This is a genomic window from Flavobacterium circumlabens, from assembly GCF_004345565.1.
GTDB lineage: Bacteria > Bacteroidota > Bacteroidia > Flavobacteriales > Flavobacteriaceae > Flavobacterium > Flavobacterium circumlabens.
Genome location: NZ_SLWA01000002.1, coordinates 832,051 through 844,117, shown reverse-complemented (window position 1 = coordinate 844,117; position 12,067 = coordinate 832,051). Strand labels below are relative to the sequence as shown.

Here is a 12,067-nt window from a genome sequence, read left to right as displayed (position 1 = left end):
TATTCAAACTTCATTTCAGTTGTAAATTAAACAACTCCTGATTTGTAATTTTTCGCTATAAACATTTTATAACAATACCCTGGTAAAAAGTAAAAGGACAGTTTCGTATCGGCCGCGTGTTTTAAGAAAAAAACTCCCCGGTTTATTTCGCTTCTGCAACAATTCTCCAGGTATCAAAGCTGCAATCATACTTATACCCCAAGTCACACATTGTTACAATCCATTCCCGTAAGGTTTCATGCATCATTTTAATTTCTGTCGTTCTGCCCGAAATTACAAAAAGGCTTTTATCATGTGAAGCAGTCCCGTGATTGACGATATATTCCAATTTTTGAATTTCTTTTTCCAGTTTTTGAGATTTTTCCAAAGTGTCCGTATAAAAAAAGTAATCAATTTTTAATTCATCTTCTTCTTCAACTAAAGAATCACGCAGGCTTACAAGTGATTCTATTGAAAGCCGAAATTGTTTATCCTGATTCGCTATAAAATCCTTTTCAGAAACAAACTGCTTCTTTTTTTTAGGCTTCAAAAAACTTAAGATTTCCATTTTATTTGAGTATTGTAGTTTACAAATTATAATTTTCGAAACAAAAATAGGTAAATATCAAACCCGATAATCCTTGCTGCTACAAACTTAACATACAACTCCAACTCCCGGCAAGTACAGGCAGTATTAAGTCGATAATGTAGTTTTTATTTACAATTTAATAAAAAACGACGCTGTTTTTAGTTTTGTTACTTACAAAAAATTAATAGCTAAAACGGATAGCTTTATAAAAACAGATTTGGCACAACAGCAAAAAGCCCTTGCATTTGCAAGGGCGTGGTATTATTTCTTACCTTTTTTTGACTTAGATTTTTTTGCTTTCTTTTTGGCTTTCTTTTTGGCGATTTTCTTTGCTTTGGCTTTAGTTTTCGCTTTTTGAGCTCTATCTTTCTTTTTTGCCCTGGCTTTTAATTTCGCTTTTTTATCTTTCTTATTCTTTTTAGCTTTCTCTTTTTTCTTTCCAGACTGCTTTTTCTCTTTTTCTTTTTCTTTCATCTTTTTAATTTTAAGTTTATTCTTTTCTGATTTTCCCTCATCAGAAATTTCTTGTAATGGGTTTTCTTTATTGCTTTTTAAGTCTTCTACCGGAGCAGGTTGTATTTCGGTTGCTTTAACTTCAGATGAAAGGTTTTCTGCCGCGGTAACAGTTTCAGCTGCAATTTCTGCTACAGGCTTGCTTGCGTTATTATCAAGTTGATCAATTCTATCCTCAGTGTTGTTTTTGCTCATTAGTATTTATTAAAATTATGTTTTAAACTCAAACTCAGTAGTTATTTAACTAAAAGGTTAATTTAATGTTATCAAATTGTAAACAAATATAATATTAAATTAAGCTTCCCAATGTTAAGCTTTTAAAATACGGCAGCAGGAGGTGCGGAAGCGCTTTTCGAATAAAATAAATTTAAAGGGTAGTTATAAAAGTAAATAAAAGCCTACAGTAAGCCTTATGGATTTACTTATTAAACCAGCTATTGGTATAGTAGGTGAATTTCAAATTCAAAGAAAATCCTAATCTTGACGCAAGGGCCGAAGCGTTCAGGCTTTCTGAAAATTATACTAAAGCTATTGAAAAAACAGGTATAAGACGTGTAATTCATTTAAGCAGTATTGGTGCTCATTTAGAATTTGGCAATGGACTTCCTGCATTCCACTTTATGGCAGAAAAAGTTTTTAAAGAACTCCCGGCTGATGTAATGGTTAGGACTATGCGGCCCGTAGGTTTCTACTACAATTTATACGATTTTCCGGAATCTATACCAGGTTAAGGTTTTTTGGATAGCTTTATTGAGAAATTGTATGCAGCCTTTTTCTGTAAAGCTTACTTTAAGATACTTGATTGGCTGCAGCGATGCAATTATAAATTTCGGTCTGCGCACGTCTTGGTTCATTTATACCTGGCGCATCCAATTCATTATTTCCTTCGCTGTTTATGATTCTCCTTTTTGTATTGTCTTCCAGTTGTATCTGAATAATGGCATTGATTTCTGCAATGTGCTTTTCGTCATACAACGGAAAAGCAACTTCTATTCTTCTGTTTAAATTTCGGCTTAACATATCTGCAGATGACAAGTAGATTTTTTCCTGACCATTATTAGCAAATTTGTATATTCTCGAATGTTCTAAAAACATATCTACAATCCTGTAGATTTTTATATTCTCGCTTACCTCTTTAATTCCGGGCAATAAGGTGCAGATTCCGCGTACTATCAATGTCACGTCAACACCTGCCCTGCTTGCTTCGATAAGTTTATCAATGATATCTTTCTCATCAACTCCGTTTACTTTTAAAAATACGGCAGCTTCTTTACCGGCTTTTTTATTTTCTATTTCATGATCGATTAATTCCATTAATTTATCTTTCATGTTAAAGCCAGCCGCCAGAATATGTTTCGGTGCCCCGGCTTTTTTCCTGGTTTTCAGAAAGGTGAAGACTTTCTTTAAATCATCGGTATATTTTTTTTCTGAAGTAAAAAATCCAAAATCAGCATAAATATTTGCTGTACTTTCATTAAAGTTTCCCGTTGATATATAATTATAGTGTTTCTTATTTCCGTATTTGTCTTTCATTGTTACCATGGCAACTTTAGCATGAACCTTTAAATTCGGCATGCTCTGAATGATTTTGATACCGGCATTTTTCATTTCCCGGGACCAGAATAAATTATTGTATTCATCAAAACGTGCTTTAACCTCTACAAAAACAGTTACTTTTTTACCATTTTTTGCGGCACTTATCAAAGCATTTGCAATTAACGATTGCGATGAGATGCGATATAAAGTAATTTTTATTTCGAGAACGTTTCTGTTAATTGCCGCCTGATTAAAAAACTGAAGTACATAATAATACGATTGATACGGAAAGTGAAGCAATTGATTTTGCTTGTCAATGATTTCAAAAATGGACTTGCTGCTTTCAAAAGGCAGATGTTTGATACCCGGATAATTTGCTCCCTGAAGATTTGGTTTTACAGGATTTGGAAACTTGAATAAATCATAAAAATTATGATGGCTGCCGCCTTTTATCATTTCCTCTTTTTTAAGTCGAAACGCTTTTTTACAAATCGAAATGGTGTCGGCGTCCATAGCAGAATCATACAGAAATCTTGTCGACGAACCTCGTTTTCGTTCTTCTATTTTTGCTTCAATTTTTGCTATTAAATCTCCTGAGTTTTCATCTTCTATCAGATAATTTTCATCTCTGTTCAGCTTTATGGCATTACAGGAAACCACTTTTCCGGCAGGAAATATAAAGGATAAACAATTCTTTATTATCGTATCAATCGAAATAATATAATGCGTATCTCCCTGATTCTGTAATTGTTTATACCGATCCAGTTTATCCGAAGGAATATTCACGTAGGCATAGTTATAGTTGCCTGAAGTATCTTTTAGCTTTACCAAAAAGTATAAACTCCGATTATTTAAGAAATAAGTTTTAGGCTGGTTTACAGAAATATAAATCACCTGAATATAGGACAAAATTATACTTTTAAAATAATATTCAATCTCGTACAAATGCTCTTTTAAAAGCTCCTGATTTTCATAATACACAATATTATTAGCGGCCAGCTCCGGTACTATTGAACGGTTCCAGATTTTTCCGAATCTATTTTGCTGGAGATTTACTTCCGTCAGAATTTTATCCAGTACGTCTTTATTTTTTTTTGAATTTTTAATCAGCAGCTTTCTGATTTTAACCCTGAAAAATTCATCTAAATTAGAAGAGTGAATCGCTAAAAACTTAATTCTTTCGTATAACGAATTATTCAAGTCATCTGCTTCATCCAAAATACAGTTATTGAAGGAAAGCCAGGAAATTTCTGAAGGTATAAGGTGGTTTTGCACGTTTAATAGATCCTATTATGAGTAATAAATTGGTTTATGCTTTAATTAATACACTGGTAAATTTGAGGATTAAATTATCTCAAAATACAATACAAACAGCCCCTTAACTATAATTTAATTTACAGGTAACATATACTGAACTGCATATCAGAAGGGCTGTAACTAATCCGGACCTACGATTATAATTGCATTATGGGCCTGCTCTGCTTCTCTGTTTTTATCGACTCCGCAAACCACATATCATCCTTATCCTGCTAACTTTTTGTTAACGGTATTATAATACCACCCGGATAGTACGATTTCTCTTTTAAGGTACTTACAAGGAGTAAGAATTATAATTCAAAAAACAAAGTAGGCTGTCGTCAAAATTTTAAGGAATGAAGTTTCTACTGCCGCTGATTATTTTTTCTCAGTGGGGTATTGCTGTCAGATAAGGTATCAAAATCAATGAATTTAAATAGGTTATTAACAATTAAAACTGGAATTATGAAAAAACAGAATCGAAAAAAGGTATTAAGCAAAGTCTTTCTTATGCTGCTGGCTACAATTGCATTCTCCTGTCAGGATACGACAATGGAGGAAGCAGAAGCTACTGCGACGGTAAAAAAAGAACAAAATTTCAAAAAAATGACTGCAGCAGCAACTTCTGGTTTGGCGAGAAGATGGGCTCCTATTCATTACAGAGACGTTGATGCGACAGGAACTTATGCCGAAGGTGGAAAATCGGATTACATTACGGCTATTAACTATGACAATGACTGGAATGGCGAAAACAACTGGAACAATCTTCCTGCTTATGCCAACTCTTTAGCAGCACATTGTTACTATTCGGTAGTAGAATCCAATACACACTGGTTTATTACGTATGCTTTTTTCTCTCCAAGAGACTGGACAGATAACGCCCTTTTATACCAACTGGACCAACATGAAAATGATTTAGAAGGTGTATTAATGATTGTAGAAAAAAACGGATCTGCTTATGGTGCCTTAAAAGGAGCCGTTACAGTAAGTCATTCCGACTTTTTTTCTTATACACCCTCCGGAAGTTCTTTTGTAAGCGGACTGGAAAGTATTGACGGAACATTACAAATGAGAGATTACAACGGAGAATTACATCCTGTTACAGCACAGGATTCTAAGGGACACAGTCTTAAAGCCTGGCCGCAGCACGATATAGACGGAGACGGAATTATCTACTACCCTTCTGCCAGCGGAGTGGCACAGGTACCCGCTGATAATTATGACAACTATGTGGAGTACAAATTGGTCGATATTTTTGAAACCGGAGGATTATGGGACCAACGATTCAATACTCAATTGTTCTCCAGTCCGGGAGGAGGATTTACAGGAAATGATTTTAAAACCGGTGGTGCCAACGCTCCATGGGCATGGAATGATGGAAATGATGCGATTGTACAAGGCGGAGAATTTGCAACCGATCCTGCCAAGTTAGCCGATAATTATTTTGATGGTGTAGGCAATTTTTCCCGTATCTATACTGATAATAAATATAATGCCAATGCCGGAGGAATCGTAACCGTTTACCAAAATTGTAACTATACCGGTTATGCCATTGCTTTGCCTGCCGGTAATTACACCTTGGCTCAGCTAAAATCGTATGGTATTGTAAATGATGATCTGTCTTCTGTTCGCTTAGAAAACGGATACAAAATTACCCTGTATCAGAATGATAATTTTGGAGGAGAATCTGTTGTAATAACAGGAAATAATGGTTGTCTGGGCAATTTTAATGATAAAGCCAGTTCAGTGAAGATTAGTACGCTCTAAACTGTCTTTTTATTTTGGATAGGCAAACAAGAAGCTGGCTCACTTCTATTCTTGTTTGCATATCCATTTTTTTTATCCCTGTCTTCATTTTTAATTGGTTTATCAATAGGGGCATAGAAGTTAATAGTATTATATTTACCCTTTAAAGTGAATGTAACCTTATGGAAGATTTTTTAATTGGTATCGGAAAAAGATTAAAAGAAATTAGAAAGAAAAATGCCTTAACGATACACGAGGTAGCCAATAGAGCCGGGGTCAGCAACGGTCTGATTTCAAGAATTGAAAATGGCAGAACCATTCCGTCCCTCCCCGTTCTGATTGAACTTATCCACTCTTTGGAAACGGATATAACCTATTTTTTTGAAGGAGTCAAAAACATAAAAAATGCCAAGTTTATTCATATCAAAAAAGAAGATTACCAAAAGATAGAAAAAGAAGACAGGTCTGAAACAAAAGGTTTTAATTACTACCATATCTTCAGTAAAAGTATCAATTCTATCGGTTTTGAAGCCGTAATTCTTGAAGTGGAACCTGACAGTAAGCGTGATAAAGTAATCACTGATGCCTGGGAATTCAAATATATTATAAAAGGAAGCGTAACCTACATTATTGATGATGCTGAAGTAGTTGTAAATGAAGGCGATTCGCTATGTTTCAATGGAAGACTTCCCCACGTACCTGAAAACAGAACTAAGGAAAATTGTGTTATGCTGGTACTCTACTTCTATTCTGAAAGTAGCAGCTAACATTTATAACCGTATAATACTTAACCGCTAAGAGCACTAAGATCTGCGCAAAGTTCGCAAAGTTTATAACAAAGCTTTGCGAACTTTACGTTTTATTTCATTGCGTTCTCCTGTGTTTGCAAAGTTAATTTATAAGTTGTAATGTTTTAATCTCGCAAAGTTTTTAAGCTTTATGTTCTTATTTTAGAATTAACTTCCCTAAGATGCAGAAGCAAGTCATCAATAAACTTTGCACCCTTGCGCCTTTGCGGGATTATTTCAACACAGTAAAAAAAAACTTGCGTTCTTTGCGGTTAAATAGGCATACTCTTAAATAAGCCGTATTAAAAAAAGGTTATCTCCAAAATGAAGATAACCTTTCAAAAAAAAACAATAAACACATTCTAAATATTTTAATTCCCTGCCGGAAGCCAGGAACGTCCGTCCAGTGACCAGCCTGAATTAATGGGTACACCAAACCATTGCAGAGAGGAATAGGCAATATCTACCATTTTTGGAACAACTCCGGTAGCCGTTCCGCATTTTAAGGTCGCTGTACTTGTTGTCCACGCTGGCGTGTTCGGGAAAGCGAGCGTAACTTGTTTTGAACTCGAATCTATAAAGCTGCTGCCTGATCCGTTATCGCCTTTCCAATACCCAATTAGACTGGAGTAATCCAAATGCGAAGCTGTAACAGCTGAACAAGTATAATTAAGAATCGAAGCTTCTGATAAGGCTTTATTCCAAACGCGAACTTCAGCAATATTTCCGTTTACGTTTGCACCATAAGTCAAAGTTCCGTCTTGTCCAACAGCAAATGGCAATCCGGAAGTTAAGCTTCCAAAACTGCTAACAATAGCGGCTTGTCCCACAAAAGCACCGTCCTGGTACGTTTTGACCAATTTAGCTGTACGGTCAACCACTAATGTTAAGTGATGCCATTTTCCGTCATTGATTGTACCTCCCGAAATATCCACACGATTTTGAGTATCTCCGATATTTACTTTCCATTTTCCTCCGGTATTCGCGCAAATCACAAAACCACGATTTTTACCACTCACCCAGTTTTTATTCGAAACTAAGGATGGATCGCTCGAATAACCTGAAGTTTTTACCCTGCACTCCACCGTAAAACTTGAAGTTCCAAAATTATAAAGCGCATTGGTCGTTGAAGCATAAATGCTGTTCGAATTAAAATTGGCAAATTTACCTGTAATGGTTGTGGTCGGATCCACTGGTTTTTCAATTTTAGCCGAAGTGAAATTCTTATTATTATAAATAGTAAAAATATTTCTTTCTTCATAAGATGATCCGCCGTGAGATCCGGTAGAACCTGTTACTATTCCGCCATGATCCGGTGCAACAATAACCAGCCAGTCTTCACTGGCATAATTAGGCCTGTTTTTTAGTGCTGTCAAAATCTCTCCTATATAACCATCTGTAGTTTCAACAGCAGCTTTATATTGCGGAACATTGATCGAAAATCCGTAACTGTGCCCGGCGTGATCTACATCATCAAAATGCAGGAATAAAGCATCCGGATTATCGTTTGTTAGTGCCGCAACTACTTCATTTTTAACCGCTGCGTCTGTTGTCAATGTCTTTTCCACATCGATTCCATCTACAATATAGGTGTTAATGGGCGCCCAGTGCACGATCGACATTGTTTTTAAAGCGGTATTATAGGTCTCAAGACGCTTTAAAAAACTGGGATACGTTCCGAAATTCGGACTTGAAAATGAATTGTCTGTTACTCCGTGTTTTAAATGTGTAACTCCCGTTAGCATAGTCGACCAGCCATTGCCACTCCAGGTTGGAGTTTCGGTTAAGGCATCTAAACTGTAAACAGCATTAGGAAGCAGACCATGAACATTCGGAGTATTGGCACCCATCAAAACATCGCCACGGCAGCCGTCGATGCCTATAATCAGTAATTTTTTGGTACCCGAATTTGCCAGTGCCGATTTACCGGTTACAGAAACAGCTTTGGCAGTACTCACTGCATCTTCGTCTGTCAGCGGATCTTTAGTACAAGAAGTAACTAAAAAAATACTTGTCAGAATGGTAACGTAACTTAATCTAAAAATCTTTTTCATTGAATTGAATTTATGGGTTACTATTAGTTTACTTGTGAAATTATTTCCTGCAGGGATTTATTTTAGCTAATTTTTTATTATTTAATGTTTTAAATTTTTCGGCACGAATTTTTACAAATTATTTCTCTATTGATTCCCTTAAAGAAATTCGCGAAAATTCGTGGAATTCGTGGCAAACTTTTTTATTTCTAATCTGTGGCAAGATTTTCAACGCTGTATAAGGAAGCCAGAGAATCTAAGATGTAATCCGGTTTTGCTTTTTCCAGCTGGACCCTGGTTTGGGCTCCTGACAAAACACCAATGGTAATGCCGCATCTGGCATTTTTACCTTCCTCAATATCTATAGCGGAATCACCTGCTTTTAAAACTTTTGTGGCGTCCTTAATTTGAAATAATTGCATGGCTTTGTGTATCATGTCAGGAAAAGGGCGGCCCAGGTCTACATCATCAGCCGTAATTAAAGCATCGTAATGGGTGTCTTTTTTCCAGTTTAATTTCTCTAATAACGTATTGGCAACATGACTGCTGTATCCTGTATTTAAGACCACTTTTACACCGTCTTTTTTAAGATTTTCCAGCACTTCTTCTACACCTTCAATTGGTAAAACCCTTGCCGTCAAATATTCCTGATCCAGTATTTCTTTGAAATATTCAAATATTTGATATGCTTTTTCAACGTCATTACTATTCAGCTCTTTTAAGATATCTTTTATTGCCTGATACTTTTCTTTGCCGGCTCCCAGGGAAAGCACGGTTTCCAGAGAAACTTCAATTCCGAAATGATTAATTGCCTTGTGCAAAGTTTTGTAAACTATATTCTGTTCATTGATTGTTGTTCCGGCCATATCAAAAACGACCATTTCCATTTCATTAATTTTCATTTCGTGTATATTTTTTATAAACATGCTAATTTCATGTTTGAGAGTATTTATTCGAATAAAATCAGTACGATGCGTTAAATGTTTTCAAGCAGATTCGGCAGATTAAGCAGAATTTTTAAAATCTCTTAATCCTTAAATCTGTGGCTATATTTTTCAATCGCTTAAGCATTAAAAATTTTATCAATATTATGTTTCGCAAATCCTGCGCTTCCGGTCATTCCTTTACCTCCAATTCCGGTTATAATGTGAATATTTTCATCAACCGTATGCTCAAAAATATCTTTGGTTTTGCATTGTGAATACATACCGAACCATCTGCTTTGGATTTCATAAGTAGGCAGATCCATAATTTTTTTCGCTTCTTCGATCATGAAATTATCAATGTCCATATTCAGATCAAATCCTAATGAATCTATTTCTTTTGCAGAGGCATATTCATGGGAATCTCCTAAAATTACGGAACCGTCCAGTGCCTGTTTAAATAAGATATGAATGCCATATTTTTTCTCGAAACTCTCCTGATCTTCTTTTGCTTTAATCGATTGATATGATTTGCATTCTTCAAATGATTCATATCTTCGGATCGTTAATCCGGTTAGAATAGAACCATCCAGTTTATAATTAGGCTGCGGCTTGGTCTGTAACATCTGAAGTTTAGAAACAATCAAATCGCTGTTGTTGTAAATATCCGGATATAAAACCTTGAAATCACTTCCGTTACAGATAATGATTTTCGAAGCCTTGTATTCCTGTCCTGTTGAAGTTGTTGCTATGACTTCAGTAAATCTGTCTTCGGTACGAACAACCAATGTATTCATAAATAAATCCAGACCCAGACTGGCAGTCATATAGTGATGCAGTTTATGAATCATTGTTGCAGGTTCTACCGTTACTTCCTGCGGGAAAAATAATCCTCCGGTACAATAATCAGCACGTAAACCCGCGTATTTAGACAGACATTGTTCTTTCGTTAATAAATTCGATTCATAATCGTTTGAAATATTAATCTGATGCAATTCCTCTATCAATTGCATTTCCTCTTCGTTCGACGCTAAATATACCGTTCCGTTTTGGCGAAGATTAATATCAAACTTCGACTGAATATCTTTATAAATGGTAAGGCTGTCTTTTCCGAAATTTTGCCATTTCCTGTCCATTCCTGACGGTACAACCTGACCGAAATTTCTAACGGTTGTTCCTTCCGGTTTGCTGTTTTTTTCCAGAATGGCAACAGACATTCCTTTTAACAGCGCATGATAGGCGTGAAATGTGCCCAAAACTCCTGATCCAACTATGATTAAGTCATATTTATCTTTCATGTGTAAATTGTTTTTATCTTTTATAACTTTTTCTTTCTTCAGGTATATAAAGGAGTTGTACTGATTTTTATTGTTTTTTTGAATTTGCGTTTAAAGTAATGAAATGACATTATAGTGGTAATGATCCCTACAAAGGATAAAATATAAATGCAGGTGGTAAAGAAGCTTAACAGGGAAATATCCTTGTCTCCGAAATTTTTAAAAAAGAGAACCAAAACGCTTCCCAAATAACCAAAAGCATCGGCGATGTAGATTAAAAATCCTGTATTTCCGTCTATTTTATAAGTGGCGATCATTCGGTCAAAAAACAAACCGTTAAACGGAATGTAACAAATGTACATCCCAAATCCCGAGATCATCATCCACGGAAGTGGAGACAATACATGCTTTTGAAACAAGAAAGTAGTTACACCAACCAGCACTGAACCTATGAATAATACCAAATGATAATTTTTGAAGGCTTTGTAGTTGTTTTTCATGCTTCCTAAAAAACCTAAAATGATCAAAACCGAAATTGCAATCGGAATTTCTGAATACATATAGATCGAAATACTCTCTTTATAGCCTAAAGTATCCCATAATTCCCTGGCAAAATTATCCCTGAATTCCCGCATGGCCGTTAGCATGGCATAGAATACAATAATGGCCGTAAGCGGAAAAGCAAACTGTCTGAACAAGGAAGCGCGCTCTTTTTTGCCAAGCGGTTTTCGTTTGGATCGTAAAGCCAAATCTTCGCTGTCCGGGTTTGGAATTTTCTCCAGAAACAATGAAAATACGATTAACGGAATTATAAAAATTAAACCCGAAACAAAAGGCATCCAATACTCCGTACAGCCCAAAACTTTCAGGACAAATACCCCAACCGATTTTGCCGCTCCTGAAGAAACGATAAAACTCGAACATAAAATAACGCCCAATAATTCGGTTGTTTTTCTTCCTTCGATATACGAAAACACAATTCCCCAGATCATTCCCAAAGGCAATCCGTTTATGAATAAGAACACTATATTGTAGGGCGCCGGCACTAAGGCAAAACCTAATAAGGCCAGTTCTGAAATGGCTATAAAGCTTATTAAATACAAAGTTCGCCTAGACGATTTTAATTCAGATATAATTTTGATCCCTAAAAACTTAGAAAGTGTATATCCTAAAACCTGTGCCAGAATCAACAGGATTTTATAATCAATTCCCCAGAATGACATATGATCGAATGTAGCAACCGTAAAAGGTTTTCTAAAAGCATACATGCAAAAATAAGTGCCAAATGCCGCTATTGAGGTTTTTAAAATAAATCTGAAATTAGATGCTTTTATAGACATTAGTACTCGAAATTAGAATGATTATTGCGGTGTAAAATTGGACTGGG

At 35.6% G+C, this 12,067-nt stretch carries 10 protein-coding genes; 3 read left to right on the top strand and 7 right to left on the bottom strand.

The window, feature by feature from the left end; all coding sequences use genetic code 11:
* Positions 1 to 142: 142 nt before the first annotated feature.
* The gene (locus tag EV142_RS08190) at positions 143 to 547 is read right to left on the bottom strand and encodes a ribonuclease E inhibitor RraB (RefSeq protein ID WP_132034319.1); all 405 of its coding nucleotides are present in this window, start codon (positions 545 to 547) and stop codon (positions 143 to 145) included.
* 282 nt (positions 548 to 829) lie between these two features.
* A complete protein-coding gene (locus EV142_RS08185; RefSeq protein WP_132034317.1) occupies positions 830 to 1,276 on the bottom strand; it encodes a hypothetical protein in 447 nt (148 codons plus the stop codon).
* Between the two features lie 254 nt (positions 1,277 to 1,530).
* On the opposite strand from EV142_RS08185, the gene EV142_RS08180 reads away from it, so the two are divergent.
* The gene (locus EV142_RS08180) at positions 1,531 to 1,812 is read left to right on the top strand and encodes a Rossmann-fold NAD(P)-binding domain-containing protein (protein WP_132034315.1); all 282 of its coding nucleotides are present in this window, start codon (positions 1,531 to 1,533) and stop codon (positions 1,810 to 1,812) included.
* Positions 1,813 to 1,870: 58 nt separating this feature from the next.
* Here EV142_RS08180 and ppk1 read toward each other — a convergent pair whose 3' ends face one another.
* Positions 1,871 to 3,892, bottom strand: a complete 2,022-nt coding sequence (gene ppk1 / locus EV142_RS08175) for a polyphosphate kinase 1 (RefSeq protein ID WP_132034312.1) — start codon at positions 3,890 to 3,892, stop codon at positions 1,871 to 1,873.
* A gap of 486 nt (positions 3,893 to 4,378) precedes the next feature.
* Here ppk1 and EV142_RS08170 point away from each other — a divergent pair, with 486 nt between their 5' ends.
* Positions 4,379 to 5,680: a hypothetical protein gene (locus EV142_RS08170; RefSeq protein WP_132034310.1), complete on the top strand. Its 1,302-nt coding sequence runs from the start codon at positions 4,379 to 4,381 to the stop codon at positions 5,678 to 5,680.
* 161 nt (positions 5,681 to 5,841) lie between these two features.
* Positions 5,842 to 6,426 carry a helix-turn-helix domain-containing protein gene (locus EV142_RS08165; RefSeq protein WP_132034308.1) on the top strand — a complete coding sequence of 195 codons (585 nt, stop codon included), beginning with the start codon at positions 5,842 to 5,844 and terminating at the stop codon, positions 6,424 to 6,426.
* A gap of 392 nt (positions 6,427 to 6,818) precedes the next feature.
* Here EV142_RS08165 and EV142_RS08160 read toward each other — a convergent pair whose 3' ends face one another.
* From EV142_RS08160 to EV142_RS08140, 4 genes are all read right to left on the bottom strand, one after another.
* Positions 6,819 to 8,501 carry a DUF4983 domain-containing protein gene (locus tag EV142_RS08160; protein ID WP_132034306.1) on the bottom strand — a complete coding sequence of 561 codons (1,683 nt, stop codon included), beginning with the start codon at positions 8,499 to 8,501 and terminating at the stop codon, positions 6,819 to 6,821.
* Between the two features lie 188 nt (positions 8,502 to 8,689).
* Positions 8,690 to 9,382, bottom strand: a complete 693-nt coding sequence (locus tag EV142_RS08150) for a phosphonatase-like hydrolase (protein WP_132034304.1) — start codon at positions 9,380 to 9,382, stop codon at positions 8,690 to 8,692.
* A gap of 161 nt (positions 9,383 to 9,543) precedes the next feature.
* Complete coding sequence (locus tag EV142_RS08145; RefSeq protein WP_132034302.1) at positions 9,544 to 10,701, bottom strand: TIGR03364 family FAD-dependent oxidoreductase; 1,158 nt, start codon at positions 10,699 to 10,701, stop codon at positions 9,544 to 9,546.
* A 38-nt stretch (positions 10,702 to 10,739) separates the two neighbouring features.
* On the bottom strand, positions 10,740 to 12,020 hold the full coding sequence (locus EV142_RS08140) for a DUF5690 family protein (protein WP_164502524.1): 1,281 nt from the start codon (positions 12,018 to 12,020) through the stop codon (positions 10,740 to 10,742).
* Between the last annotated feature and the right edge of the window lie 47 nt (positions 12,021 to 12,067).

Excerpts from the sequence above, each read along its gene's own strand:
- EV142_RS08190 (WP_132034319.1), bottom strand. The coding sequence starts at position 547 with ATGGAAATCTTAAGTTTTTTGAAGCCTAAAAAAAAGAAGCAGTTTGTT.
- EV142_RS08185 (WP_132034317.1), bottom strand. The coding sequence starts at position 1,276 with ATGAGCAAAAACAACACTGAGGATAGAATTGATCAACTTGATAATAAC.
- EV142_RS08170 (WP_132034310.1), top strand. The coding sequence starts at position 4,379 with ATGAAAAAACAGAATCGAAAAAAGGTATTAAGCAAAGTCTTTCTTATG.
- EV142_RS08165 (WP_132034308.1), top strand. The coding sequence starts at position 5,842 with ATGGAAGATTTTTTAATTGGTATCGGAAAAAGATTAAAAGAAATTAGA.
- EV142_RS08160 (WP_132034306.1), bottom strand. The coding sequence starts at position 8,501 with ATGAAAAAGATTTTTAGATTAAGTTACGTTACCATTCTGACAAGTATT.
- EV142_RS08150 (WP_132034304.1), bottom strand. The coding sequence starts at position 9,382 with ATGAAAATTAATGAAATGGAAATGGTCGTTTTTGATATGGCCGGAACA.
- EV142_RS08145 (WP_132034302.1), bottom strand. The coding sequence starts at position 10,701 with ATGAAAGATAAATATGACTTAATCATAGTTGGATCAGGAGTTTTGGGC.
- EV142_RS08140 (WP_164502524.1), bottom strand. The coding sequence starts at position 12,020 with ATGTCTATAAAAGCATCTAATTTCAGATTTATTTTAAAAACCTCAATA.